Here is a 25,739-nt window from a genome sequence, read left to right as displayed (position 1 = left end):
GAACGACCGCAAAAAAGAGGGCGTCCGGTTGATCCGGACGCCCTTTTAGTTTGGGCTTTGGCCTGCGCGATTAGCGCTTGTAGTTCAGGCCGATCGAGAAGCGGCGGCCGAACGGGTCGAGGTTGGAGTAGAAGCTTCCACCCACCCATACCGGCGGCTCTGCATCGAACATGTTGACGACACCGGCACGCAGGGTGAGGTCATCACGCACATTGTACCGAACCGTCAGATCGTTCCGCATGAAGTTCTCCAGACGGTGATAACGGGCCTCGCGGTTGTCCCAGTTGGTGACCGTACCGGTGCGGCGGTTCAGGTCCTGTGCCGACTGCCAGTCCGCCGTCCAGCTCAGGGAGAACTTCTCGTTCGGACGCCACGTCAGTGTCGAGGCAAAGCGAACGCGCGGATAGAAGACGCCGCCTTCAGACGCTGTGTAGTCCGCAGGGTTGTCGATGTTGTTGAAGTTCTTTTGCTCGATCAGCCACGAACCGTTCAGGCTGTGATCCAAGCGGCCCAGATCACGACCGGCGAAGTTGCTGAGATCCCAGTGGTAGCGGGTCGTGAAGTCCAGACCCCGGACTTCGCGCTTGGCGTAGTTCAGGGAGTCCTGAACAAACGAGGTGATCACCATCCGGTCGTCACGCGGCGTTGCCGGATCGTCGACCGGCGAGCGCGTCACGCGATCGCAGTTCTGGGTGACCAGAGTGCCTTCTGGACCGGACACGCACAGACCGACGTTGGTTCCGACACCCACGGCGGCGATGACCTGATCAATCGTGATCTCGTAATAGTCGAGAACCAGCTGGAAGTTCGGGATGAATCGCGGCTGGGCCACCACCGAGAAGGTGAAGGATTTAGACTCTTCCGGCTGCAGGCTTTCATTGCCTTGGTTAAAGCCGGCGACACTGGATGGATACTCCGGACGGAAGGCGTTCGGCGCATTCGGATCGGTGAAGTTGAAGGTGCCCGGAGCGAAGCCAAGACCTTCGGCCAGAAGCTGGCAGTTTGCGGCCCGGCGCTGTTTCACTTCATCGTCGATGATGTTGTTGACTTGGCGCGAGTCGCAAACGTCGGTCGGCTGGGCAAAGGTCTGGGTCGCTGGCGCATAGTTTTCGCTCAGCGAAGGCGCGCGAACCGAGGTATTGACGCTGGTCTTGAAGGCCAGATCCTGGACCGGGCGATAAACCAGGTTCACACCGTAAACATCGCTCTTGCCGAAGTGCGAGAAGTCCGAAGCGCGGTACGACGCAGTGAACTCGGCATAGTCTCCCAGCACGCTTTCACGGAAGAGCGGGATGCTGACTTCGGCAAAGCCTTCCTTCACCGAGTAGTCGCGGTAGAGGAAGTCAGGACCGGTATTCGACATCAGCCAGCGGCCAGCGGTCGTCCGGTCGCGGCCGGTACCTTCGGTCGCTTCTTTGCGCCATTCGCCGCCAAGGGCCAGACCAATCGGGCCCGCACCCCAGAAGTCCCACAGTTGGCCAGACACGACACCCATGACGTCGTGTTGCTCGTTCATCTGGTCGACGACGATTTCCGAGCGGACATAGTTCAGCGCTTCGGCGGACTGGTTGCCCTCGCCGAAGATGTTCAGCGGCACGCACTGTTTTATGTCGGGGTCGTCAGCACCGATCTGGGCGGGACCAACGCCTTGGCCGGTCAGCGGATCGAACGGGTTCCGGTTGGTAACCAAGCCCCCGTTCGCAGTGGCCAGTTGTACGCGGCAGACAATAGCGCCCGGCGTGCCGAGGGTCCCCAGCGTGTCCACAACCGAGTCCAGCGCGTAGCTGAACCGCTCGCCATCAACAGAGCGCTCGTAGTTCTTGTTGTCGACGCGGCCATAGGTATAGCCGATGTCCCAGTTCAGGTTCTTGATGAAGCCGAGTTGCTCGATCTCGCCGTCCAGCGAAATGACATAGCGCTGCAGTTGCTTTTCGTTGTGCTGCGGGCGCGGCAGGGTCCAGGCCGAATAGCGGGCAAACGGCATGGCCGTCGAAGTGCTGACCACACCGCCATAAGGCACGCCGCCCGCGCAGCCCGCAGCGGTCAGGCAGTAAACCGGCTGGCGGTTAGACGATCGCATCGCGCAGATTTGCGGGCAGGAAGGCATTGCCCAGACGGGTCAGGAAGGCCGAGGGACTGCTGGTCCGCGCACTAAGGATCTGGGCCGAGTTGGTGGCCGAACCCACATTGCCGATATAGACGTCAGCAAAGACAAAGCCGGTCGCGAGGTCGGTCGTCTCGTCTGCGTATTTGGCTTCAAGGTGCAGATTGACGCTGTCTGTCAGTTTGAGGTTTGCACCGGCCTGAAACAACACACGCTCGCTGGCGGGGTAGATGGCATCGACGTTGAACGTCGTGTTCGGGTTCAGACCGTCGCCGCCGACATTTGTAACGCGGTTGGTACCGGTCTTTTGAACCCAGTCACCAAAGTTGGCCAAGCGCGCGGTCGTGCCATCAAAGACCCACGTGCGACTGGGGTCCACGCCGTAACACATCGACTGGGTGATGCTGGTGGTGCACTGGGCCGAGGGCGAGATGAGCGGATTATTTAGCGGGCTGGGTTGATAATTACCCGCCAAGGTGACCTGCCCCCAATGCACGAGCTGGAGCGAGCGGAGGTCGCGATAAAGTGCAGCGTCCCACACTCCGTCTGCCGGTGCGGACGTGGGATCGGCATCATTGCCGGTGAAGCCCCAGCCTCGAGCCAGCCAGTCGATATCCGCGCCGTCCAGGCGGTCGCCCTTTTCGTATTCGCCATAGCCATACAGGTTCAGGCGCTCGTCGAAGAAGTTGCGACCGACCAGACCCGCGATGCGGTACTGCATCTGCCCGTCCTGATTGATCTGGGCCGCACGGGCATCGATCTCGATACCTTCAAAATCTTCGCGCAGCGTGTAGTTCAGCACGCCGGAAACCGCGTCCGCACCATAGATTGACGATGCGCCGCCGGTGACGATTTCGACGTTTTTGAGCAGCAGGCGGGGAATAACGTCCGAGTCGACCGACAGCGAACCCGCAGCCGAGCCAACGTGGCGGCGTCCGTTAACAAGGGTCAGAGTACGGCCCGCACCCAGCGAGCGAAGGTTCGGCAGCGACAGGCCGCCTGCATTCAGCACACCTGCGGTCGTGTCAGACGGAACTTGAGAGTTCATCAGGGCGGGAATGGTCGCCAGATATTCGATAACCGAGCTTTGGCCGGTCTCAAGAAGTTCGTCCTTGCTGATCTGTATCAACGGCGTAGGTGCGGTAGCCGGGTCACGACGAATACGCGAGCCTGTAACGACAACCTCCTGGACCCTAGTGACCTCTTCTTCGGGTTGGGTTGTGGTGCTCTGGGCGTAGGCCGGCATGGCCATGGCCGCAGCACTGACAATCATTGTCGAGCTTAGCAGCGCGTTTCGCATGGTGATCATGAGTCTCTCCGACCGGTCCGACACCGGCATGTCTAGTTACAGACACAAGTTAGACACATTCACTGCCCGCCATCCACCCTCAAGAATTGCGGGTTACTTCAAAACACTCCGATAATACTGCAAAGTTTATTGTCACGCTTTTCTACGATAACCGGTTTATATTGGTTATTGTCCAGGCATCATATATTTGGAATATTTAAACAATCATCGTTATCTGCAGGTGTTGACTTTTGTACTGTAACGATTGATTTTGAATAAAATACACCGCGCAGTTTGGGGCCAAAGAGTCTGATATTAGTTCTACGAGTTGCCAAAAAACATCACAGGATTAGATCATGGCGTTAGACATTAACATCATCGATAACGATAACCTCCACCGTTACGAGTTGGAGATTGACAGTCAACTTGCGTACGTCGAGTACAACAACGTTGCGGGGGGCCGTCTGGTATCCAAGACACTGGTTCCGCCGGAACTGGAAGGACGCGGCATTGCCTCGCGTCTGGCCAAGCACGTGCTGCAGGATATCCGCGACAAGGGGCTTAAAATCCTACCCACCTGCACCTTCTTCGCCGCCTATATCCAGAAGCATCCGGACGAGTACCGCGATCTGGTTCAGGACGGTTACAAGGCTGTTCTGGGCCTCTGATCCGGTCAGGACCAAGGGCGGGTTCGCTTTCCCGCCCCACGCCTGCTAGGGCAGGCGAATGAAGAACAACACCCTAGATGTCCTGATCGTCGGTGCCGGTGCCGCCGGTATGATGTGCGCTATCGAAGCGGGCAAACGCGGTCGCCGCGTGCGCGTGATCGATCACGCCAAGGCACCCGGCGAGAAGATACGCATCTCGGGTGGTGGTCGCTGCAACTTCACCAATCTGGGTATCCATCCCGCCGCCTATCTGGGCGAGAACCCGCGCTTTGCCCTGTCGGCGCTGAAGCGGTTTACGCAGCACGACTTCATCAAGATGGTCGAGCGCCACCGCATTCCGTATCACGAGAAAACGCTGGGCCAGTTGTTCTGTGACGATAGCGCCAAGGACATCATCAAGATGCTCACCGACGAGATGCGCGCCGCAGGCGTGACCTTGTCGCTGAACCTTGGGGTCAAGCAGATCACCAAGTCGGGCACACTTTACAGCATCGATATGGATGATGGCTCGCGCGTCGAGGCGCAGTCGGTTGTCATCGCGACGGGGGCCAAGTCGATCCCCAAGATGGGCGCGACCGGCTGGGCCTATGAGGTGGCACGACAGTTCGGTTTACGCGTAACCGATACGCGCCCCGGACTAGTACCGCTAACGTTCGACCCTGTTTTGCTGGACAGCCTGAAGCCGCTCGCCGGTGTGTCGCTGGACGCTGTGGTGCGCCACAAGGCTCCGAACGATGCGGCTGCGGGTCGCCCCGCCAAGCCGACCGAGTTCCGTGAAGGCCTGCTGTTTACGCACCGCGGCATATCCGGTCCGTCTATCCTCCAGATCAGTTCCTACTGGCGCGAAGGCGAGGCCATTAGCGTCGATATGGCACCGGACAAGGATGTCGCTGCCTTGTTGTTGGAAGCCAAGAACGACAACGGCAAACAGATGGTCCACACGGCGTTGGGCCACATCCTGCCGCGCCGTCTGGCCGAGGTGCTGTGCGAGCGCGCGGGTCTGAAAGGCAAGCTGGCCGAACAGGGCGACAAGAAACTGCGCGCTCTGGCTGAAAGCGCCAATGCTTGGAGCGTCAAACCCGTTGGTTCCGAGGGCTATCGTACGGCTGAAGTTACTCTGGGTGGTGTCGACACCACCCAGCTGGACCAACAGACGATGGAGGCCAAAGACGTGAAGGGCCTCTATTTCATCGGCGAGGCCGTCGACATCACCGGCTGGCTCGGCGGCTATAATTTCCAATGGGCGTGGTCGTCCGGCTGGGTCGCCGGTCAGAGCGTCTAAGGCACCTGCGACCCGTTGGCGCGTTGTGTCTTCGGGTCAGCGTCCCTAGCTGACCCCGTGCGGGACGGGCCCCTCTGGTCCGGCAAGTGCCGGATGATGTCGGCCCGCATCAAGGCGAAAGGACCCCCATGCCTCTTTTGATGTGCCCCAACGATAATGCGTCCATGCAGACTCTGGACCGCAACGGTGTGCAGTTCGACATGTGCCCGACCTGCCGTGGTGTCTGGCTCGATCGCGGCGAGCTAGAAAAGCTGATGGAAAGCGCGACCAATGACGGGCGAGCCGCAGCCCAGGCCTCGCAGCCGGCTGCCCCGCAACAACCTGCGTGGGGCCAACAACGCCCGCAGGAGCCGTATCGCAGCCGCGATGACGACTATCGCCGCCACAAGGAAGACGAGCGCTATTACAAGAAGAAGAAGCGCCTCGACATCTTCGATATCTTTGACTGAGCCCTAGCCCCCGACGCCGGCGGCTTTAAGCATCGGCATCATGTCCTTGAATGTCTCGGGCGAGGTGCGCATCAGGTCACGCCCTTCGGTCGAACGGATCAATCGCATCGCTTCCTGCTTGGCCAGATCGCCCAGCGGGCCAAGGGGTGCGGCCTCGCCCGTGGCAATCTTGAGCAGGATCGAAACCTTCTGTCCCAGTGCGACAGGGGCCTTGCAGATTTGCGGGATCAGACGCGTTTCCTCGGCAATCTTCAAGGCGAGGCGTCCCAAGGTGTCGACCGCGCCCTCGGCATCCTTGCCGGTGAGGCCTGCCGTCTCGATATTGCGCTGAAGACGTCGCAAGGCGGCCAGCTTTTGCGTCGGCGGCACGCCTTGGGCGCGCATTTCGGCCTCGAAGCGAAGTGACGAGACGCAGGCTTCCAGCCAACGAGCAGCGGCCCGCTTGCTGGCCCCGCCCGTGACGTTGTCACTCAGGCGCGCCAGACGCTCGGCCTCGGCCAACACCGTCGGGCAATCCTTCACGAAGGCGGCAACGAAATCTGCGGTCACCAGAGAGCGCGAGCGTTCGATAAAGGCATTCTGGACCTCTTCGAGCGTCAGCAACCGCCCCGCGGTTGCCGTCAGCGACATGGCCAAGGCGCGCAGAATATTGATCTCGCCCTCGGCGTCACCGGGGCAAAGGCGTCTCTGGCTGGTCAATTCCCCCAGCACCATCTTCGCCAACGCCGCCGCCACCATTGGGAAGTCGCCCGCCGCCAACCTCTGGCCCAGCCGCGCCGCTGGACCATCGACCGGCGGGACCAGAAGGCTGAGACGCGGATCGTGCGAGATGACCATCGCCACCTCTGCCGGCGCAACCATGCGCACCACAGCCGCCAGGGTCGCCCCTTGATCCAGTGCCGGGCCGAATAGATCCGGCATGTTCCATCGCGCAGCCAGCATTTCGCACAGCACCTGCTCGATAGGCACCATGATCATGGCGCGAACCGGCCCCGATTCAGGAGCCTTGTCACACATATCCAGCAGAGCGCCCAGACGCGCACGCGCGCCGCGCAGACCCTGCAGGGCCGATGCAATACTGCCGCCCATGCGGAAGGCTCGGTCGGGATTACCCTGAAGTTTCTCGGCGATCTGGGTGATTGATTCTTTTGCAGGGTCGGCGAACTCGCCCTTACGGCCCGCCTTGACCACCCGCTCGACGGCCTGATCGGACAGTTTTTGATAGATGCGGATCAGGCCGTGCAGGTCCTGCCCCGTGCCCTGCGCTTCGGGGACGGCGACCTTCTGGATCGCGTGCTGGACCTCGACGCCCGAGGCATCGAGCCGCTCTGCCAGCACCGGCGAATGCAAGAGTTCAAATGCCGTCACACCCTGGCGGCGAAGCCAGTCTTCGAGCACGGCGTTGAGCGTTTCGCGCGCATGGACTGTGTAAAGATCGGCGGGAGCGCGGCATGCGGGGCCGGCGGGTGCCTCGACCTTGGCGCTCTTGCGCACCGGATCGGGCGCGCCCAGCCGCAGGACGCTGACGCTGGCAAACTCCATCGTGGCCGGATTGAGCGTTTCTTTGGTGACCTTGACCGAGGCAGCCCGTTTATCGCGGATCAATTCCTCGGCAGTTTCAATGGCATGACGGCGATCCTCGCTCGCCAGATGCAGTGTCCAGTTCGCATTAGGCGTTTTGCGAGCATAGATTTCGTAGTGAACCGGACCGGCCATGGTGTTCCTGGGAAGAGAAGGTCACCCACTATGCCAGAAGGGGTTTAAGGCATAGTTTCGCAACTGCGGCACACAGAGCACTTGCAGCAAATCATAAAAGCCCCATTTCATGTGGCCCTAATCTGCCTTAATCATAACGAACGGTACCGCTGGCCGTGCGTTATAGACGGCAACCCGCCCCGCGTTCGTTCGCAAGGAGAAGCCCTTGGCTAACATCACCCTGGTCGATGACGACGAGAACATCGTCGCTTCCGTTTCCCTGGCGCTGGAAAGCCATGGCCATAAGGTAACCGCCTATCATGACGGTGCCTCGGGTCTGGAAGCGCTGGAAAACTCTCCTCCGGATCTGGCGATCCTGGATGTGAAGATGCCGCGTATGGACGGCATGGAAGTGCTGCGTCGTCTGCGCCAGACTTCGAACATTCCGGTGATTATGCTGACGTCGAAAGACGAGGAGATCGACGAGATTCTCGGCTTCAACCTTGGTGCCGACGACTATATGCACAAGCCGTTCAGCCAGCGTCTGCTGATCGAGCGCGTGAAGGCCCTGCTGCGCCGCGCGGGCGTTGAGGGTCTGGACATGGCTGATGCCTCGGCGGCCAGCGATGCCAACAAGGCCATCAAGCGTGGCCCGCTTTCGATGGATCCGGCGCGTCACGAATGCACGTGGGAAGGCAAGCCGGTCAAACTGACCGTGACCGAGTTCCTGCTGCTGCAAGCTTTGGCCCAGCGTCCCGGCTTCGTGAAAAGCCGCGATAACCTGATGGATGCCGCCTACGACGACCAAGTATATGTCGACGACCGCACCATCGACAGCCACGTCAAGCGCATGCGCAAGAAGTTCCGCATGGTTGATCCTGAATTCGACGCGATCGAGACCCTGTATGGCGTCGGCTACCGCTACCGCGAAGCCTAAGACTGACAAGCCGCGCAGGCGCTTCCGTTTCGGCGGATCGCGTCTGGGCGGCTTTATGCTGGCCCTCAATCTTCTGAGTCTGCTGATCCTACTCGGCGGGGCTCTGGCCCTGAACGAGTGGAGCCGCGGGCTGATCAATGCCCGTCAGGAATCCCTGACGGTGCAGGCCGAACTGCTGGCTAACGTTCTGGGTGAACTGGGTATTACCCAGGGCGACCCCTACCCTGCCCTCGACGACCGCGCGGCAGCCTTCTGGCTGCGCGACAACTTCATTCCGGTGGGCCAACGCGCGCGTCTGTTCGATGCCGACGGTATTCAGGTCTCCGATTCCTACAACGTCTCCGACACCATACCGGGCGAGCCTTTGCCTCCCGCCAAACCCGCGGGCACGCCGGTCGAGCCTGCGGTTGATCCGGCCGTCATCGAAGAGGCTCGCTCGACGGCCGACACCGCCTTGGCCGCCGAGGTCGAACGCGCTCTGCAAGGCGAATCCCAAGCCACGATCCGCCGCAACGAAGAAGGCGAGAACGTCGTCTCGGTGTCTCTTCCCGTACGCCACGTTCAGCAGGTACTGGGCGTTCTGACGCTGGAAGCCGGTGATGTGAACGCGACGCTGGCTGCCCAGCGCCGCGCGCTTATGCCATTTGCGTTTGTCGCCTTGGCGGTGAACCTGTTCGCATCGCTGGTGCTGCATCTGTTTGTCGCCCGCCCTGTGCTGCGTTTGTCGGCAGCGGCGGATCAGGTCCGCCTGCAGCGCGCCCGCGCCATCTCCCTGCCGGATCTGACGGCGCGTAAGGACGAGGTTGGCGGTCTGGCGCGTGCGCTGGAGAGCATGACCGACACCATGTCCATGCGTATGGACGCCATCGAACGCTTTGCCGCCGATGTCTCGCACGAGATCAAAAACCCGCTGACGTCGATCCGCTCGGCGCTGGAAACCCTGCCATTGGTCAAGACCGAGGAGCAGCGTCAGCGCCTGACCAATCTGCTTCAGAACGACGTCCGGCGCCTTGATCGTCTGATCACGGATATTTCCAACGCCTCGCGTCTGGATGCCGAATTGTCTCGCGACCGTCCGCGCCAGATCGATCTTGGCGACCTGTTGAGCGACATCGTCAGCGTCTATGAAAACAGCATGCGTGAAGGCGACATTCCGGTACGCCTGATCAACACTGCGGGCTCGGGCATCCACGTCGTGGGTCGCGATACGCCGCTGGGTCAGGTGTTCCGTAATCTGATCGATAACGCCCGCTCGTTCAGCCCTGCAGGCGGCGAAGTGCGCGTGATCCTGGAAAAAGACGATAACGCCGACTTCTGGCGTGTTCGGGTCGAGGATGACGGCCCCGGCATTCCGCCCGACAACCTCGAGACCGTGTTCGAGCGTTTCTATACGTCGCGCCCCAAGGGTACGGCGTTCGGGACCAACTCGGGTCTGGGACTGTCGATTGTGCGCCAGATTGTGAAGGCGCACGAAGGTTCGGTATTTGCGGTGAACCGCACCGACGGCGAGCAGGTTACCGGCGCGACCTTTACGGTGCGGCTGCCCAACGCCGCGCGACGCGGCTGATGGCACCGACGGTGCATGCCACGGCCATCGCTCTGCGACGCAACGGCGCATGGCATGGCGTCTTGCTACGCGGACCGTCGGGTATCGGGAAAAGCGATCTGGCCTTGCAGCTGATAGAACGCGGGGCGCGTCTGGTTGCCGATGATCGCGTTTGTGTCTGGGCCAGCCAAGGTGCGCTTTATGCCCGCTCGCCAGAGACAATTGCCGGATTAATCGAGGTTCGCGGGGTCGGCATCTTGCCCGTCGCGCCTCTCGATTGCGCGAGGGTTTCGATAATTGTTGATCTGATTCAAGAGGTCCCCGAGCGCATGCCCGTGGCTGATCACGACGTGCTTCGCGCGATAGCGGTACCTCGACTTCGGCTTAACCCGCGCCCTGCGTCTTCATCGACTGTCGTCGTACGAGCCATAGAGGCCCTTTAACCCTTAGGGGTTTGGCATTAAGACATGGGTTTGCGGAGGGGCTAACGGCGTTTGACGCCAGTGCACCCTCCTTCTGTTTGACGGGTTTGGACCTTATTGGTGTTGCCTTCATGATCGGTCTGGTGATCGTCACCCACGGGGGCCTGGCCTCGGAATTTATCGCGGCGATGGAACACGTCGTCGGCCCGCAACGCGGGGTCGCGGCCATCTGCATTGGCCCTGATGACGACATGGAGCGTCGCCGGCAGGACATTCTGGACGCCTCGGCTGCGGTCGATTCCGGCAACGGTGTCATTCTACTGACCGACATGTTCGGCGGTACACCGTCCAATCTGGCCATTTCAGTGATGGAGCAGACGAAGGCCGAGGTCATCGCCGGTCTCAACCTGCCCATGCTGATTAAACTGGCCAGTGTACGTCAACGCGAAACGCTGGAGGCCTGTGTGGCCCACGCGCAGGATGCAGGGCGCAAATATATCTCCGTGGCTTCCTGGGTTCTGGCGGGGGAAAAATGAGCCAAAGCGCGAAAGCGACGCTGTCGATCTGCAATCAGCGCGGACTTCATGCCCGCGCTTCGGCCAAGTTCGTGAAAACCGCTTCGGAGTTTGATTCCAAAATCCACGTCAGCAAGGACGGCACCACCGTCGATGCCCGCTCGATCATGGGCCTGTTGATGCTCGGGGCCGGTATCGGCTCGACCATCGACGTGGCCGCCGAAGGCCCCGACGCCGAGGACGCCATGGCGGCGCTGACCGATCTGGTCGAGCGCCGCTTTGATGAAGACCAGTAGGGCTTAAGCCCCCTTCAGCCACTCTTTGATTGCCGCCTGATCTGCATCGGTCATCCAGTGACCAAGGCCGAGCACGCGGTGGCTAACCTCATAGCCCGATTGTGTCAGTTCAGACGTCAGGGCATTGGCCTTATCCATCGGGATCATGTGGTCGGTATCACCCGACACGAGCAGAACCCTGCCCTGCCCGCTCGCCTGCGCCAGATCGCCTTCCAGCACCTTCATACCGCGCAACAGTACGGCCTGGCGGACGCTGTCGGGATAAAGCTGGGCCATGGCACCGATCATGTTCGCGCCGTTTGAATAGCCCAGCAGCAGCAGTTGGTCCGGATCCAGCGCATAGCCGCGAATGGCCCCTGCGAGGAAGGCATTGAATGCCGCAGCCTCGGAACGGATGTCGGCCTGATCGAACTCGCCCGGACCATATCGACGGAACCAGCGGAGGTTGCCTTCTTCGGTCGCGCGTCCCCGCACAGCCAGAATAGCCGCCTTGGGGTTCAGGCGATGGGCCAACGGCATGAGATCGCCCTCGTCGCCGCCCGTACCGTGAAGGACGACGATAGTGCTGCCGTCCATTTCTTCGGGCCAATAGAAGCGGTGTATGAAGGGCAGATCGCGCTTGGGACAGCGCATCTCTCCGGGCCGTGCGAACTGGGGCAGGCGGATGCGCAGTTCCTCGGCCACGTGAGGCATGACCTCGGGCGGGAATTGCAGCGTCTGACCCAGTTGGTCAGCGGGCTCGTCTGCGGTCATACCGGGCGCGTCGGTGGCGTATTCAATCAGCAAGCCCGAAGTGTCGCGCACGTATAGTGAAACGAAATACTGGCGGTCATGCACATTGGTCGGACCGTGGTTGATCAGGTCCAGCCGGATCTGGCGCACCGCCTCGATGTCGGGCGCACGGAAGGCAACGTGGTCGGGAACCCCTGCCCCTTTGACCGAGGGCGGGAAGCCTGTGACCGCATGAACATCTACCACGTCGGTGTCCGACTTCAGCCGCGTGATCGCACCCTCGGTCGCCTGAGGCTGATAGCCAAACCGTCCGATAAAGGCCGTGGTTGCCTCGGCGACATCGCTCAGCACCGTGACCCCGCGAATATAGCAAGGCGCAGTGACCGAGCCTGATCCCGTCGCCGCTTCGCTGGCCACCAGTTTGATAATCAGGCCATCGGGGTCCTTCAGCCGCAGCACCGGCTCGCCGAACTCCTTCATCGGGCCTTCGACAGGAATGTTGGCGGAGATGGCTCGCATCATCCACTCGCCCAGACTATCGGCGGGCACGGCAAAAGCGATTTCCGACACCTGTCCCAGCCCTGTACGGCCCCGGCCCGTCGCCTCCCAAACAAGGAAGCTGACCAGAGTGCCCGGACGGCCCTCAGGATCGCCGTAGAACAGGTGAAGTTGCTGGGCATCCTCATAGCCGCCCGTCTGTTTGACGAGGCTGAGGCCGAGGAAGCCCATGTAGAAGTCGACATTGGCCTGAACATCGGCGGTAATGCTGGTGACGTGGTGGATGCCTGTGGTCACGCGGTCTCTCTCAAAAAATGGAGGCCCCGCACTCAAGACACGGGGCCAATATCTCGGACTATTTGCCCGCTTCGCGGTCCAGAACCTTTTGGACAGCCGGATCGGCGGCCAGTCGGTCATGCAGCGCCAGCACATTGGGATACTGGGCGAGATGGCCTTCCAGAAGCTTCTTGCCCCAGCGGATCATGGGGAAGGCATAGGCGTCGATTACCGACTTACTGCCCAATACCCATTCGCGACCTTCGAGATGCGCGTTCAGCGTGGCGAACTGTTTATGCACCAGCGCATGTCCTGCCTCGACAACCTTGGCGCGGGCCTCGTCATGGTCGTCGGTCGTATAGCGATACGGCATGAAGATCGGCCAGAAGGCGGCGTGCATGTCGCTGGTAAAGAAGGACGACCAGCGATGGGCCTCGGCCTTTTCGCGCAGGCTGTCGCCGCCCGTCAGGCCCGCCTCGGGATGTTTGTGCGCCAGATAGTCGAGGATGGCACCGGCCTGTGTCAGCAACCATCCGTCATCCTCGCGAAGCGTCGGCACGGCACCCGCCGGATTGACGGCCAAAAGTTCCGGCGAACCATACTGGACCTTCACCGCCTCGAACGGCGCTCCGATCCATTCCAGAACAATGTGCGGAGCCAGCGAACAGGCTCCAACGGCGTAATACAGCGTCGGCAAATCAGATCTCCTTGGATCGAGGACAGGTTCACCATCAGATGGGACCGCGGGCTCCATCGTAAAACCCGCGCTATGCCGGTTTCGATCAACCCTTACCGTTTCGATACATTCTTGTTCAAAGGCGTCCGCCGCCAGCGGTCGATTGTCACCGGCGACGGTTGTTCTTGGCGGATCGGGACAGGGTCGCTAGAAGGTAGGCCGAACATTAGGAAACACGCTGGATATGACCCCGGTACAAGGCCTTATCGGCTTTCTCTTTTTCGTGCTGAACTCAGCGCTCAGCCTGCTGCTGATCGCGATTATCGCCAATGCGATCCTGAGCTGGCTGCTGGCATTTGATGTCATCAACTACCGCAACCGCTTTGTGTATCAGTTGGCGACGGGTCTGGACCGCCTGACCTCGCCGCTGATGGCACCGTTCCGCCGCTTCATTCCGCCGCTGGGCGGGATCGACATCACCCCGATCATCGTCATCATCATCATTCGCGGCATTCAGGGCTTTATCCTGCCGTCGCTGGCGGCGATGTCGTACGGCCTCGCCGGTTGAGCGGGTTGGCGAGAGCACGCTGTTTTGAAAACGGCATGCCGTCGCCATTCGTGACTTGCACAGACCGGACCGCCTTCTCATGCTGGTCCGGTAAAGTTCCTTCGGTTCTGCGGATACCAAAACAGCCATGAGCGGAATTCAGACCGTCGCCATTATCGGCGCAGGCCAGATGGGGTCGGGCATTGCCCAGACCGTAGCCGTCGGTGGCTATACCGTCAGACTCTTCGACGCCCTGCCCGGCCGCGCCACTCTAGCGATCGGCGAGGTGGCCGCCAGCCTTGCGCGTCGCAGCGGTCGCGGCATCATTAATGAAGACGAAGCCCGCTCGGCATTGTCGCGCATCACGGTTTACGAGACCCTGTCCGACGTGGTGTCGGGGGCCGACCTGGTCATCGAAGCGGCCAGCGAGGACGAGGCCGTCAAGAAACAGGTGTGGACCGACGTTCTGGCGCATCTGGAACCACACGCCCTTCTGGCCAGCAATACGTCGTCGATCTCGATTACCCGACTGGCCTCGGTCACGGATCGCCCCGAGCGCTTTATCGGGCTGCATTTCATGAAGCCCGCACCGGTCATGCGTCTGGTCGAGATCGTGCGCGGTATTGCGACGTCGGCGGCGACCTATGACGCCGCGGTGACCTTTGCCGAGAGCCTTGGCAAGGAAACGACCGCCTCTGAGGACTTCCCCGCCTTTATCGTCAATCGCATTCTGGTGCCGATGATGAACGAGGCGATCTACACCCTGTACGAGGGTGTCGGCACGGTCGCATCTATCGACAAGGCTCTTAAACTTGGGGCCAATCACCCGATGGGCCCGCTTGAGCTGGCCGATTTTATGGGTCTGGATGTAGCGCTGGCTATCATGAACGTGCTTCATGATGGTCTGGCCGACAGCAAATACCGCCCCTGCCCGCTTCTGGTTAAATATGTGGAAGCAGGCTGGCTGGGTCGTAAGAGCGGTCGCGGCTTCTATGACTATTCGGGTGAAACTCCGGTACCGACACGCTGATGACCTATCACGACGACGCATCTTCGAACCCGTCCAGCATGCTTGACCGCCTGCCGGGACAAGAGCGCGTAGTTCCGCGTCGCACGGTCCAGTCCCGCATTGTCGCGACACTGCTTGCTGCCGCATGGCCGCCCATTTTGCTGACCTTCCCGATCTGGCCGCCGCATCATCTTTGGGCCGGTCTGGACACTGATTGGCGCCTCGTATTGCTGGCAGTGGGCCTTATCGCCTCGCCCATCGGGATCGCACGTCTGGCGGGTGCCAAGCGCCCCAACAATGCGCCGTGGACCCGCCGCGCAGTCATCGCCCGCTATGTGATCTATGGCGGCATTCTCGCGGCCTCCCTCCAGTTCCTGATGACGCTGGTGCTGTCGATCATTGCCGGACTGTCGGGCGAGAGCTTTGTCCAGGGTCTGGGTGCGATCGAAGCCGTCGTGCTGGTCTATGGCGTGATCGGCATACCGCTCGCGCTCATGGTGGGGGTCAGCTACGCCCTATGGGGCGGCGTTTGCGTGGCCTACCTCGCCTATCGCAAGGCAGATAAGCTCGGTTATTAATCCGCACAGCGCACTCGGGGGGAGATTGCTGATGGCTTCGGTTCAGGATCGCGTCGGCAATCTGGACAGCGTGCGCGGGCTTGCCGTTCTCGGCATTCTGGTCGTCAATATCCTAGCCTTCGCATGGCCGATGGCCGTGGCGATCCAGCCCGAGGTTGCCCCATTTGCCGTCGACGGTATCTGGCGTGGTAACGACAGTCTCTATCTCTGGATCGATCAGGTCTTCTTCAGGGACCGCTTCCGCAATCTGTTCACCCTGTTGTTCGGCGTCAGCATCCTGTTGGTGGGCGGGGAACCGGACGACAAGGACCGCAGTAAACTGCTGCGCCGGCGACTGTTCTGGCTGGCCGCCTTTGGCCTGGTTCACGGCCTTCTTGTATGGTTCGGCGATATCCTGCTGTTCTATGCATGGTGCGGCTTGTTCGCGATGTTCGCGCGCGGCCTGTCAGGGCGGATGCTGGTGATCATCGGCGGTGCCGTCATGGTAGGCCTTGGCATTATTCAGGCAGGCTGGGGCCTTCTGATGCCGCTCATGCCCAATGAGATCATCGCTACCATGTCGGGCGGCGAAGGCAGCGCCCCCCTGACCGGAGAAGTCGGCAGCGTCATTGCCCAATATCAGGCCGGCCTAGGCGGCGTGCTGACCGAGAACTTCAAGTCTTGGATTCTGATCCAGATTTCCAGTCTGGTGGTCATGCCCTTCTCAAGCGTGCCCATGATGATGCTGGGCATGGGTCTGTTCAAGCTTGGCTTCTTCCATGGGCGATGCAAGGCGCACTGGTACTGGGGCCTTATCGTTATTAGCGGGGCAGTTTTGGCCGTTCGCGGTTGGGCCTATGCGGTCGAGTTGGCCGCTCCGCCCATCCAGATGCCTAGCCACGGACTGGATGTCGCGACTTCGGGTGCGTCTGTGTTTGTGGCCTTGGGATATGCCGCTCTCGTCATTGTTGCCGCGCCGCTGTTTCGCTGGCTGGCACCGGTCGGGCGGATGGCCTTTACCACCTATTTGGGCCAGTCGATCATCATGGCCACCCTCTTCTATCTTCCGATCGGGCCCCAACTGTTCGGCAAGCTGACGCCCGGCCAGTTCTGGCCGATTATTGCAGCAACATGGGCGGGGCAGATTGTGTTTGCGCACCTGTGGCTGCGATACTTCCGCTGGGGGCCGTTCGAGTGGGTTTGGCGCTCTCTGACCCACGGTCACAAGCTGCCGATCCGCAAAACCCTCCCCTAGTCGGATTGCAGCGGCGCATGGGATGGCTTAATCGCCACCGCATGACCCAGACTGATCGCCCCGAAACCCAATCTGAAGCTCAATCCGAAGTCGTGCGCCCTGAAGCACGCTCTCCCCGTGGTTTTCAGGACCGTCGGGGTCATGATCTGAGCGTCGAGCGCCAGTTGATTGTACGCGTGTCCGAAGTCTATGAGCGCTGGGGTTTTGAAGCCCTCGAGACGCCCGCCTTCGAGTACGTCGATGCTCTGGGTAAGTTCCTGCCGGACACCGACCGCCCGAACGAAGGCGTTTTGGCGCTGGAGGACGACGACGATCAGTGGATGGCGCTTCGCTATGACCACACGGCACCGTTGGCCCGCTTTGCCGCCCAGAACTGGGAAACCCTGCCCAAGCCGTTCCGCCGCTATGCCTACGGTCCGGTGTGGCGCAACGAAAAGCCGGGTCCGGGTCGTTTCCGCGAGTTCTGGCAGTGCGACGCCGACACCGTCGGCTCCGACCGTCCCGAAGCTGATGCCGAGATCATCGCCATGGCGGTTGAAGGTCTGGGGGCTGCCGGTCTGGACAACGGTCAGTCGGTCATCCGCGTTTCGAACCGCAAACTGTTCGACGGCCTGTTTGACGCAGCGGGTATCACCGACGCCAACCAGCGTCTGACCGCCCTTCGTGCCGTCGATAAATACGACCGTCTGGGCATTGAGGGCGTACGCCTGCTGCTGGGCGAAGGCCGCCTGGATGAATCCGGCGACTATACCAAGGGTGCCAACATGCCTGTCGGTCTGATCGACAGCATTGAAGCCTTCCTGTCGTCGGCCGAGCAACCGGGCCTGTCGCGATCGGGCGTGCTGGACGCCATCGCCGGCGTGGGAGCAGGTCTGGGTGCAGCGGGCGAAGCGGCTCTCAAGGAACTGTCGGCTATCGACCGTGCGCTGAACGCCATGGGTGTGGCTCAGGACGCCGTGAAGTTCGATCCGACCATCGTACGCGGTCTGGAATACTACACCGCCACAGTGTTCGAGGCCGAGCTTCTGCTGGAAACCCGCGACGAGAAGGGCCGTCCGATGCGCTTCGGCTCCATCGGTGGCGGCGGTCGCTATGACGATCTGGTTGCGCGCTTCACCGGCCAGACCGTTCCGGCCACCGGCTTCTCGTTCGGCGTGTCGCGCTTGGCGTCGGCGCTTAAAGCCGCAGGCAAGACGACCGAAGGCCGCGCGCGTGGTCCGGTCGTGGTCATCGTCTTCTCCGACGACGACATGCAGCACTATCTCGATGCCGTGGCCGAGCTGCGCAACGCCGGCATCCCTGCCGAGCTGTACCTTGGTCGCGCAGGCATGAAGGCCCAGTTCAAATATGCCGACCGTCGCAATGCGCCCGCTGCCGTCATTCTAGGCGGTGACGAGATCGCAGCCGGTGAAGTGACCATCAAGGACCTGGACGCCGGTCGGGCCCAAGCTGCGAATATCGCTGACAACGAGGCGTGGAAAGCAGCACGTCCGGGGCAAATGAAGGTTGCACGCAGCGCGCTGGTCGAGACCATTCGCGGCATTATCGAATAACCTTCGATAATCGGGACTTCAATTCGTCAGGTTATCAGCGATAACTCATAAAACCTTCGATTTCTGCTTCGTGGCCCGATTGACGCAACGGCACCCAATGCGTCATCTGAACCCACTCGAGAGACGCGGCGCTGAAGCGCAGTAGTCACTTGGAGGCGTTTCGGGGAGGAAACGTCCGCTCCATTAGAGAGCGAGAAGGCCCGCTGCGATGTATCCCCCGCAGCGGGCTTTTTCATGCCTGCAATCCTGAGATGCGAAGCTGTGCGGTAGGTGCGCTCGAAGACCCGCGGGCAAAGAAAAAGGTCGGTGAAAACCACCGACCTTTGCCTTATCGAAGATGCTTCGATTTACCTTACCACAGGCGGATCCGGTCTTCCGGAGCGATGTAGTATTTGTCCGTCGGCTTGACGTCGAAGGCGGTGTACCAATCGTCGACGTTACGCAGCGGGCCGATCACGCGGAACTGCGCGGGCGAGTGCGAGTCCGTTGCGATCTGCTGGATCAGCGCGGCATCGCGATACTTCGACTGCCATACTTGCGCCCAGCCGTAGAAGAAGCGCTGCTCGCCGGTCGTGCCGTCGATGACCGGAGCCGGTTCACCCTTCAGCGACAGACGGTAGGCTGCCAGACCCACGGCCACGCCCGAGGCGTCACCGATGTTCTCGCCCATGGTCAGACCCGGGTTGATGTTGTGACCCTCGATCGGGGCGTACTGTTGGTACTGCTCGCCCAGACGCTTGGTCAGCGCATCGAAGTTGGCGCGGTCTTCAGCGGTCCACCAGTTGCGCAGAACGCCATTGCCGTCCGACTTGGAGCCCTGGTCGTCGAAGCCGTGGCCGATTTCGTGACCGATGACGCCGCCGATGCCGCCATAGTTGACGGCTGCATCACCGTTCGGATCGAAGAACGGCGGCTGCAGGATAGCGGCCGGGAAGACGATCTCGTTGTTGACCGAGTTGTAGTAGGCGTTGACGGTTTGCGGCGTCATGCCCCACTCGGTCTTGTCGACTTCCTTGTCCAGACGCGAAACGCGGTCTGCATAGCTCCACTGGCGCATGCGGACGGCGTTACCAACCAGATCGTCACCACTGATTTGCAGTGCCGAGTAGTCGCGCCACTTGTCCGGATAGCCGATCTTGACGGTGAACTTGTTCAGCTTGTCGAGGGCCGCAGCTTTGGTCTCGTCGCCCATCCAGATCAGGTTCTGGATGCGCTCGGCCTGAGCCAGACGCAGGTTGGCGACCAGCTCTTCCATCTTGGCCTTGTATTCCGGCGGGAAGTATTGGGCCACGTACAGACGGCCAGCGGCTTCCCCCAGAGCGCCTTCGGCGAACGAGATGGCGCGCTTTTCGCGGCTGCGTTGTTCCGGCTGACCCGACAGGTCGCGGTCACGGAAGCCCCAGCGCAGCTCGGCAAAGCGCTTGGACAGCAGCGGAGCCATCTGGTCTGCGGTGTGGAAGGCTTGCCACGACTTGAGCAGCTCGACCGGCGTTTCCGCGAAGATGGCAGCGATCTTCGGCATCGCCGTGTCCTGACGGACGATCACGCGATCGGCGTGGCCCACACCAGCGGCGGTATAGAAGGCCTGCCAGTCAAAGCCGGGCGCTTCGGCGGCCAGACGCTGGATGGTGTACTCATTATAAGTACGGTCGCGATTGCGGTTCTCTGCCGGGGTCCAGTGGGTTTCGGCGATCTTGTTTTCCAGCGCCACGATCTCGGCGGCGGTTTCAACCGGCTTGTCCCAACCGATCTGGGTCAGCATCTCGGCGATATAGGCCTGATACTTCTCTTCTTTGTCGGCGTAACGCGCGTCCAGATAGTAGTCGCGGTTCGGCAGGCCCAGGCCCGAGTGGCCGGTCGAAACGACGTGGCGGGTCGGGTTCTTGGCGTCGGCACCGACGCCTGCGCCGAAGAAGGCCGCGCCGAAGTCACCGTTGTGGGCACCCATATAGGTGGCCATGGCTTCGTGGCTGTCGATGGCTCGGATAGCGGCCAGATAGGGCTGCAGCGGTTGTGCGTCGACGGCCTCGATACGGGCTTCGTCGATGTACGAGCGATAGGCGTCGGCGATCTTCTGCTCGTCCGAACCGGCCACCAGATCGGTCCGGGCAGCCAGACCCAGCACCAGTTCCTTCATGCGGTTGTCAGACAGTTCGCGCAGGAGCGGGAACGAACCATAGGAGGTGCGGTCCGACGGGATCACCAGTTGGTCGAAGGCCTTGCCATTAGCAAAGCGGAAGAAGTCGTCACCCGGACGCACCGAAGTGTCACGGCCAGACAAATCAAAGCCCCAAGTGCCGTAGCGCGGGCTCTCGGTGCCCTTCCATCCGCCGTCGGCCGCCTGGGCCATCGGGGTCTCGATCAGGCTGACCATTTCACAAGCCGTGTCGATGCAGGCGTGATCATGCGACGACGAGTCAGCAAAAGCTGCGGCGGGCATCAGCAGCGCTGCAACGGCAGCACCAGCCAGAAGTCTTTTCATGCGGGGTTCCCTCGTTTGAATTGGTTTTAACGGCACAAAACCGCGTTTCCGTCGTTAATCATCCACCTCGGCGCGCGCGACAAGCTCTAGCTTGGCCAGATAACGGCGAACTGTGAAATTCGCCTGATGATTCAATCAAGACATTGGTCGAAAACGAGAATCTGCGAAGAGGCTCGCGGCATAACCGTGCGGACGTATGCTTTTTAAAACAACAGTGTTGCGCGGGAACGAAAAACACTGCAAAAAATGGAAGTTTTTACCGGCTACTGCGTAAATTCCCCTACACAATCACCCGCACGGTAGGATTTCAGCATGTATTTTGACGGATTTCTGACCCATTTTGGTCACCGTTCGATGATGATAGTTCGCTCCAGCACATCGCCCCATACCTGCGTTCGACGGTCATCGTTCTTGATCGACAGCGCGATGCGGACGCGATGCCAGTTTGGCGGTCTCCCCACCGCCCTCCTTTTTTAGTGATTGAGTATTAAGTCGATGACCGAGACTGTCGTTGTCGCTTCCGCGACCGCCGATACCGAAGCTAAGCCGCGCGTAAACCGCCGCCAGGTTGCCAAGGCCCGCACCCGCCTGAAGGTTCTTGAAGCCGCTCGCAACCTGTTTGCCGAACGTGGCTATGATGCCGCCACCATCCGCGACATCGCCAAGGGTGCAGGTATGTCGACCGGTGCCGTGTTCGCCAACTTCCAAGACAAGGCCGAGCTGTTCGAAGCCGTCTTCTCGGAAGAAATGGCTTCGCTGGCTGAAGATTTCGCTGCCGGTATCGCCATCGACGACAACACCGCTGCCCGTCTGGCCGGTGGCCTGACCGCCGGTTACCACCGCGCTCTGGACCACCTGCCGCTGATGCAGGCCATGGTCGCCCGCTCGTGGTTCCAGCCGGAAGACGCCGACAAGCGCGTGCGTGAATTTCTCGCCCCGATCATGTCGGCCCTGAGCGAAGTTCTGCAAGCCGGTATTGCCAAGGGCGAACTGCGTCAGGACATCGACGTCGCTGTGATCGCCCGTATGGTGTGGGACATCTATCTGTCGAACTTCCGTCGTGCTGCCTACGACAACTGGGGCATCGAAGAGCTGACCCCGCTGGTTCGCAAGCAAATGGACATCCTGCTGGCCGGCCAACAAGCCAAGTAAGCCAACAGGTCACTGACCTTATAAAAGAAGCCGGAAGGGACATCCCTTCCGGCTTTTTTGTTTCCCGCTTTCAGCTCTTCCAGCGAAGCACGGTTTCCTTGATGGGATTGACGAAGGCGCGTCCCTCGGCGCGGCTCTTCAGCCATTCCTTCTTGAGCTGCTGATACCATTTGGCCTGTTTGTCGGCATCGTCGATCCACAGCAGGGCCGGATCATATTTCAGCCCCTCGTTCTGCAAGTTCACCATGCCGCCGTCCTGCTGGAGGAAGGCCACCACGCCTGCCCGCAGGAAGGGTTTGGCCAGCCCGAAGACCCAGTGGTCCGACCAGAAAATCTGGGTGATGCGGGTCTTGGTGGCGGTTACCGGTGTTAACAGGGTCAAGGCCAAAACCTGTTTCTCTCCGACCTGAATATGCTCCCACCGATAGCCCGGAAGCCGGAAGGTGATCTCCGTCGCGGGGGCACCGCCCAGTATCTTATAAAGGCGGCTGTTGGACGAGGGGGCGTGGCGCACCATGGCCCATCCGAAATCACGCGGCGCAAAGGTCTTGGCCTTTTCGTGCATCGATTTCTCGGAGCGCCACCACCATTGCTTATGAACATAGGGGCCGTGGGCAGGGTCCATAAGCCCAACCACCGCGTGGTCGATATGGCTGTCGAAATCCATCCATTCAACCAGACGGATGTCGCCATCGGCACCGGGGAATACAGGCGGTTCATGGTCGGGCGCGGACGGATTGCGCGGATCGGACGCCATCCACACGAACACCATGCCCTGGCTCTCGCGCACCGGATAGGAGCGCACCTTGATGCGGTTCGGGTCTACGTCCTGACCTTCGCACAAAGAGGGAATGGCCGCGCAGACGCCATCGGTTCGGAAACGCCAGCCGTGATAGGGGCACTCGACCGTTTCACCCTCGCCATCGTGCTCAACCATACGGCCCGCCGACAAAGGCGCGGCGCGGTGGGGGCAGATATCGCGCAGGGCGTAAACCTCGCCCGCGCGCGTACGCCCCAGCAACACCGGCTCACCCATAAGCTCATAGCGCTTCAAACTGGCTGGAGCGACGTTGCGGGACAGGGCGAGGAAGTACCAGGCATCGGTAACGAAGCCCTTGCCAAACGCTGTTTGAGGTGTAGCTGATGACGGCGGTACAGCTTGAGGTGCGGCTTGGATCATGGCCGTTTCATATCAAGCCACTTTGCGCCTGTCTCACTAGACATTGTAGAGAACTTTGTTTTACAAAGTCTGCAAATCAACGATCTTCGGAGAAACGCCCTTGTCGCGCCTTGCGGTTATGACGGCCCTTATCGCCGCCCCCTTGCTGTTCACCTCCCCTGCTGTGGCCCAGTCCCACAGCGGGCACGGCGAGCACGCCCACCAACATGCGGCATTCGAATCCGGTCGCATCCATGTTCGCGTTGACGGCCCCGAGGGCGCACCCGACGTCGTGTTGATCCCCGGCCTGTCGTCCTCGCCGCGCATTTGGCAGGACACAACCGACGAGCTGTCGAAAACCTATCGCGTGCACCGTATTCACGTTCAGGGCTTTGCCGGTGCGGCACCCAAGGATAACGCCCAGATCGGCGACACTCCCCAGCCATTCATCGTGCCGGTAGCCGACGAGATCGATCGCTATATTCGCGAAGCCAATCTGAACAAGCCTGCCGTCATCGGCCACTCGCTGGGCGGGTCGCTGGCCATGACGATTGCATCGCGCCATCCGCAAGATGTCAGCAAGGTCATGGTGGTGGACATGCTGCCGTTTATGGGCGCGATGTTCGGTCCTCCGGGCACCACTGCCGAGAGCGTAAAGCCGACCGCACTGAGCGTCTGGAACACCCAGGCTGGCTCGAGCCGTGAAGACTATCTGACCGCCGCCAACGCCAGTGTCACCGGCATGATCAATACCGAAGCCCGTCGCGCCGGCCCGCTGTCCGACGTGGAGGGGAGCGATCAACAGGTGTCGGCCGCCGCCTTCCATGATCTGATCGTGACGGACCTGCGTCCGGAACTGCCCAAGATCACGGTCCCGATGACTGTGCTCTACGTCAAGTTCAATGACGCCCGTATGACCAACGAGGTCACCGACATGATCTATCGCGCCAGCTTCTCGACGCGCCCCGGCACCACACTGAAGCGTATCGACGACAGCGCCCACTTCATCATGCTCGACCAGCCCCAGGTCTTTGCCGCAGAAATCGATACGTTCCTGAAATCCAATTAAGTCGCCATCATTTCGGCGACAGTCTATGGCTGTTGATTAGTACCCCCGAGCCGCTAGGTTCGGGGGTGCCAGACCATGAGGACTTCAATGGCGCGTAACGACCATAATCAACAGCCCCGGCCGAAACCCCGTCGCTCGTTCTTCGGGCGGCTGTTTTACTGGGGGGCTGTGCTGGCCGTCTGGGGCCTGATTTTCTCGGTCGTATTCTTCGCCATTTTCGCGCGCGATCTGCCCGATACCTCCAGCCTCTACAACGTCGATCGCCAGCCCTCCATCACCTATCTGGACCGCTCTGGTGCCTTGATTGCCGTGCGAGGGTCGCAGATGGCGCCTCCGGTCGATCTGGACGCCCTGCCCGACTATGTACCGGCCGCCTTTGTCGCCATCGAAGACCGCCGCTTCTGGAACCACCCGGGCTTTGATCCGATTGGCCTGAGCCGCGCCATGGCCTCGAACCTGAAGGCCCGACGCGTGGTGCAGGGTGGCTCGACCATTACCCAGCAGCTGGCCAAGAACCTGTTCCTGACGCCGGACCAGAACCTGAAACGCAAGGTTCAGGAACTGATGCTGGCGGTATGGCTGGAAGTAAAGTTCACCAAAAAAGAGATCCTCGCCCTCTATCTGAACCGCGTCTATTTCGGTGCGGGTGCCTATGGCATCGAAGCGGCCTCGCAGCGCTATTTCGACAAGCCCGCCGAAAAACTGACCGTGAGCGAGGCGGCCCTTCTTGCAGGTCTGCTGAAGGCCCCGTCCCGCTATTCTCCGGTCAGCGAGAGCGAACGGGCCGCAACCCGCGCCACCGTCGTGCTGAACAGCATGGTGGAAACGGGCATCATTACGCCGGCCCAGCGCGATGCTGCCGTCGCCGAACCTGTCCGTGTCTCGCGCACGCTGGCTAGCCAGCACGCCCAGTATTTCATCGACTGGCTGGACAAGCAGGTCCGCGGCATGATCAGCGGCCAGACCGAAGACCTGATCGTCGAGACGACGCTGGACCTGTCGCTGCAAACCGATGCCGAGCGCGCCGTGCGCCGCATTATCGACCGCGACAAGAACAAGGGCGTGGAACAAGCCGCGCTGGTTGCGCTGGACGGCGAAGGCCGGGTCCGCGCCATGATCGGCGGCGCTTCCTATCCCGACAGCCAGTTCAACCGTGCGACCGAGGCGCGCCGTCAGGCAGGCTCCGCATGGAAGCCGTTCGTCTATCTGGCCGCACTTGAAGCGGGCTATACGCCCGACACCCGCGTGGTTGACGAACCCGTTACCATCGGCAACTGGTCGCCGCGTAACTATTCGGGCGGTTTCGCAGGCGAGATGACCCTGCAACAGGCTGTGGCCGCCTCGACAAATACCGTGGCTGCTGCGGTGGCCGATCAGGTTGGCCGCTCGAACGTCGCCAATGTGGCCCGCCGTCTGGGCGTCACCGGCAATATCAGCACCTCGCCCTCCATGGCGCTGGGTGCCGTAGAGGTATCGCCGCTGGAAATGGCGCAGGCCTATGACGCCTTTGCCAACGGCGGTCGCCGCGTGAAGGCATGGGGCATCAGCCGTATCCGCACCGGCGACGGTCGC

General features: G+C 61.1%; 23 protein-coding genes. 16 read left to right on the top strand and 7 right to left on the bottom strand.

Annotation, left to right across the window (positions count from 1 at the left end):
* Positions 1-70 precede the first annotated feature (70 nt).
* Both OB03_RS03895 and OB03_RS03890 read right to left on the bottom strand, forming a co-directional pair.
* Positions 71-2,080 carry a TonB-dependent receptor domain-containing protein gene (locus tag OB03_RS03895; protein WP_461343289.1) on the bottom strand — a complete coding sequence of 670 codons (2,010 nt, stop codon included), beginning with the start codon at positions 2,078-2,080 and terminating at the stop codon, positions 71-73.
* Positions 2,067-3,413: a TonB-dependent receptor plug domain-containing protein gene (locus tag OB03_RS03890; RefSeq protein ID WP_461343288.1), complete on the bottom strand. Its 1,347-nt coding sequence runs from the start codon at positions 3,411-3,413 to the stop codon at positions 2,067-2,069. Before OB03_RS03890 ends, OB03_RS03895 begins: the two co-directional genes overlap by 14 nt.
* A 335-nt stretch (positions 3,414-3,748) precedes the next feature.
* Here OB03_RS03890 and OB03_RS03885 point away from each other — a divergent pair, with 335 nt between their 5' ends.
* The 3 genes from OB03_RS03885 (at position 3,749) to OB03_RS03875 (ending at position 5,791) form a co-directional block, all read left to right on the top strand.
* Entirely contained in the window at positions 3,749-4,060 is a 312-nt protein-coding gene (locus OB03_RS03885; protein WP_461343287.1) for a GNAT family N-acetyltransferase, read from the top strand.
* 58 nt (positions 4,061-4,118) lie between these two features.
* Positions 4,119-5,342, top strand: a complete 1,224-nt coding sequence (locus tag OB03_RS03880) for a BaiN/RdsA family NAD(P)/FAD-dependent oxidoreductase (protein WP_461343286.1) — start codon at positions 4,119-4,121, stop codon at positions 5,340-5,342.
* Between the two features lie 128 nt (positions 5,343-5,470).
* Positions 5,471-5,791, top strand: coding sequence for a TFIIB-type zinc ribbon-containing protein (locus tag OB03_RS03875; protein WP_242912413.1), 321 nt, complete (start codon positions 5,471-5,473; stop codon positions 5,789-5,791).
* Positions 5,792-5,794: 3 nt separating this feature from the next.
* On the opposite strand, the gene OB03_RS03870 is transcribed toward OB03_RS03875, so the two are convergent.
* The gene (locus OB03_RS03870; RefSeq protein WP_242912414.1) at positions 5,795-7,507 is read right to left on the bottom strand and encodes a hypothetical protein; all 1,713 of its coding nucleotides are present in this window, start codon (positions 7,505-7,507) and stop codon (positions 5,795-5,797) included.
* Between the two features lie 205 nt (positions 7,508-7,712).
* Here OB03_RS03870 and OB03_RS03865 point away from each other — a divergent pair, with 205 nt between their 5' ends.
* The 5 genes from OB03_RS03865 (at position 7,713) to OB03_RS03845 (ending at position 11,202) form a co-directional block, all read left to right on the top strand.
* Positions 7,713-8,423: a response regulator transcription factor gene (locus OB03_RS03865; protein WP_242912415.1), complete on the top strand. Its 711-nt coding sequence runs from the start codon at positions 7,713-7,715 to the stop codon at positions 8,421-8,423.
* Positions 8,392-9,990 (top strand): ATP-binding protein, encoded by a 1,599-nt coding sequence (locus tag OB03_RS03860; protein ID WP_461343285.1) that lies wholly within the window; start codon positions 8,392-8,394, stop codon positions 9,988-9,990. Before OB03_RS03865 ends, OB03_RS03860 begins: the two co-directional genes overlap by 32 nt.
* Positions 9,990-10,412, top strand: coding sequence for an HPr kinase/phosphorylase (locus OB03_RS03855; protein ID WP_242912417.1), 423 nt, complete (start codon positions 9,990-9,992; stop codon positions 10,410-10,412). The genes OB03_RS03860 and OB03_RS03855 overlap by 1 nt, the downstream gene beginning before the upstream one ends.
* 110 nt (positions 10,413-10,522) lie before the next feature.
* Positions 10,523-10,927, top strand: coding sequence for a PTS sugar transporter subunit IIA (locus tag OB03_RS03850; RefSeq protein ID WP_242913088.1), 405 nt, complete (start codon positions 10,523-10,525; stop codon positions 10,925-10,927).
* Positions 10,924-11,202, top strand: a complete 279-nt coding sequence (locus OB03_RS03845) for an HPr family phosphocarrier protein (RefSeq protein ID WP_242912418.1) — start codon at positions 10,924-10,926, stop codon at positions 11,200-11,202. Before OB03_RS03850 ends, OB03_RS03845 begins: the two co-directional genes overlap by 4 nt.
* A gap of 3 nt (positions 11,203-11,205) precedes the next feature.
* On the opposite strand, the gene OB03_RS03840 is transcribed toward OB03_RS03845, so the two are convergent.
* Both OB03_RS03840 and OB03_RS03835 read right to left on the bottom strand, forming a co-directional pair.
* Positions 11,206-12,729 (bottom strand): VOC family protein, encoded by a 1,524-nt coding sequence (locus OB03_RS03840; RefSeq protein ID WP_461343284.1) that lies wholly within the window; start codon positions 12,727-12,729, stop codon positions 11,206-11,208.
* 58 nt (positions 12,730-12,787) lie between these two features.
* Positions 12,788-13,405 carry a glutathione S-transferase family protein gene (locus OB03_RS03835; protein WP_242912420.1) on the bottom strand — a complete coding sequence of 206 codons (618 nt, stop codon included), beginning with the start codon at positions 13,403-13,405 and terminating at the stop codon, positions 12,788-12,790.
* A gap of 223 nt (positions 13,406-13,628) precedes the next feature.
* Here OB03_RS03835 and OB03_RS03830 point away from each other — a divergent pair, with 223 nt between their 5' ends.
* From OB03_RS03830 to hisS, 5 genes are all read left to right on the top strand, one after another.
* Complete coding sequence (locus OB03_RS03830) at positions 13,629-13,952, top strand: YggT family protein (protein ID WP_242912421.1); 324 nt, start codon at positions 13,629-13,631, stop codon at positions 13,950-13,952.
* Positions 13,953-14,079: 127 nt separating this feature from the next.
* On the top strand, positions 14,080-14,961 hold the full coding sequence (locus OB03_RS03825) for a 3-hydroxybutyryl-CoA dehydrogenase (RefSeq protein ID WP_461343283.1): 882 nt from the start codon (positions 14,080-14,082) through the stop codon (positions 14,959-14,961).
* On the top strand, positions 14,961-15,518 hold the full coding sequence (locus tag OB03_RS03820) for a hypothetical protein (RefSeq protein ID WP_461343282.1): 558 nt from the start codon (positions 14,961-14,963) through the stop codon (positions 15,516-15,518). Before OB03_RS03825 ends, OB03_RS03820 begins: the two co-directional genes overlap by 1 nt.
* Positions 15,519-15,549: 31 nt before the next feature.
* Positions 15,550-16,752, top strand: coding sequence for a DUF418 domain-containing protein (locus OB03_RS03815; protein ID WP_461343281.1), 1,203 nt, complete (start codon positions 15,550-15,552; stop codon positions 16,750-16,752).
* 41 nt (positions 16,753-16,793) lie between these two features.
* Complete coding sequence (gene hisS / locus OB03_RS03810; protein WP_461343280.1) at positions 16,794-18,305, top strand: histidine--tRNA ligase; 1,512 nt, start codon at positions 16,794-16,796, stop codon at positions 18,303-18,305.
* A gap of 352 nt (positions 18,306-18,657) precedes the next feature.
* Here the strand turns inward: hisS and OB03_RS03805 are convergent, their stop codons facing one another.
* Positions 18,658-20,787 carry a M13 family metallopeptidase gene (locus tag OB03_RS03805; protein ID WP_461343279.1) on the bottom strand — a complete coding sequence of 710 codons (2,130 nt, stop codon included), beginning with the start codon at positions 20,785-20,787 and terminating at the stop codon, positions 18,658-18,660.
* Positions 20,788-21,282: 495 nt separating this feature from the next.
* Between OB03_RS03805 and OB03_RS03800 the strand changes: the two genes are divergently transcribed.
* The gene (locus OB03_RS03800; RefSeq protein ID WP_242912427.1) at positions 21,283-21,939 is read left to right on the top strand and encodes a TetR/AcrR family transcriptional regulator; all 657 of its coding nucleotides are present in this window, start codon (positions 21,283-21,285) and stop codon (positions 21,937-21,939) included.
* Positions 21,940-22,009: 70 nt separating this feature from the next.
* Here the strand turns inward: OB03_RS03800 and OB03_RS03795 are convergent, their stop codons facing one another.
* Complete coding sequence (locus OB03_RS03795; protein WP_461343278.1) at positions 22,010-23,119, bottom strand: Rieske 2Fe-2S domain-containing protein; 1,110 nt, start codon at positions 23,117-23,119, stop codon at positions 22,010-22,012.
* Between the two features lie 100 nt (positions 23,120-23,219).
* On the opposite strand from OB03_RS03795, the gene OB03_RS03790 reads away from it, so the two are divergent.
* Both OB03_RS03790 and OB03_RS03785 read left to right on the top strand, forming a co-directional pair.
* Positions 23,220-24,167 carry an alpha/beta fold hydrolase gene (locus OB03_RS03790; RefSeq protein ID WP_461343277.1) on the top strand — a complete coding sequence of 316 codons (948 nt, stop codon included), beginning with the start codon at positions 23,220-23,222 and terminating at the stop codon, positions 24,165-24,167.
* A gap of 87 nt (positions 24,168-24,254) precedes the next feature.
* Positions 24,255-25,739: transglycosylase domain-containing protein (locus tag OB03_RS03785; protein WP_461343276.1), on the top strand; the 1,485-nt coding region annotated here is incomplete at its 3' end.

Source organism: Brevundimonas sp. GN22, from assembly GCF_054824005.1.
This window is presented reverse-complemented; position numbering and strand designations above follow the sequence as displayed.

Coding starts and splice junctions, on each gene's coding strand:
- OB03_RS03895 (WP_461343289.1), bottom strand. CDS start 2,080: ATGCGATCGTCTAACCGCCAGCCGGTTTACTGCCTGACCGCTGCGGGC.
- OB03_RS03890 (WP_461343288.1), bottom strand. CDS start 3,413: ATGATCACCATGCGAAACGCGCTGCTAAGCTCGACAATGATTGTCAGT.
- OB03_RS03885 (WP_461343287.1), top strand. CDS start 3,749: ATGGCGTTAGACATTAACATCATCGATAACGATAACCTCCACCGTTAC.
- OB03_RS03880 (WP_461343286.1), top strand. CDS start 4,119: ATGAAGAACAACACCCTAGATGTCCTGATCGTCGGTGCCGGTGCCGCC.
- OB03_RS03875 (WP_242912413.1), top strand. CDS start 5,471: ATGCCTCTTTTGATGTGCCCCAACGATAATGCGTCCATGCAGACTCTG.
- OB03_RS03870 (WP_242912414.1), bottom strand. CDS start 7,507: ATGGCCGGTCCGGTTCACTACGAAATCTATGCTCGCAAAACGCCTAAT.
- OB03_RS03860 (WP_461343285.1), top strand. CDS start 8,392: ATGGCGTCGGCTACCGCTACCGCGAAGCCTAAGACTGACAAGCCGCGC.
- OB03_RS03855 (WP_242912417.1), top strand. CDS start 9,990: ATGGCACCGACGGTGCATGCCACGGCCATCGCTCTGCGACGCAACGGC.
- OB03_RS03850 (WP_242913088.1), top strand. CDS start 10,523: ATGATCGGTCTGGTGATCGTCACCCACGGGGGCCTGGCCTCGGAATTT.
- OB03_RS03845 (WP_242912418.1), top strand. CDS start 10,924: ATGAGCCAAAGCGCGAAAGCGACGCTGTCGATCTGCAATCAGCGCGGA.
- OB03_RS03830 (WP_242912421.1), top strand. CDS start 13,629: ATGACCCCGGTACAAGGCCTTATCGGCTTTCTCTTTTTCGTGCTGAAC.
- OB03_RS03825 (WP_461343283.1), top strand. CDS start 14,080: ATGAGCGGAATTCAGACCGTCGCCATTATCGGCGCAGGCCAGATGGGG.
- OB03_RS03820 (WP_461343282.1), top strand. CDS start 14,961: ATGACCTATCACGACGACGCATCTTCGAACCCGTCCAGCATGCTTGAC.
- OB03_RS03815 (WP_461343281.1), top strand. CDS start 15,550: ATGGCTTCGGTTCAGGATCGCGTCGGCAATCTGGACAGCGTGCGCGGG.
- hisS (WP_461343280.1), top strand. CDS start 16,794: ATGACCCAGACTGATCGCCCCGAAACCCAATCTGAAGCTCAATCCGAA.
- OB03_RS03805 (WP_461343279.1), bottom strand. CDS start 20,787: ATGAAAAGACTTCTGGCTGGTGCTGCCGTTGCAGCGCTGCTGATGCCC.
- OB03_RS03800 (WP_242912427.1), top strand. CDS start 21,283: ATGACCGAGACTGTCGTTGTCGCTTCCGCGACCGCCGATACCGAAGCT.
- OB03_RS03795 (WP_461343278.1), bottom strand. CDS start 23,119: ATGATCCAAGCCGCACCTCAAGCTGTACCGCCGTCATCAGCTACACCT.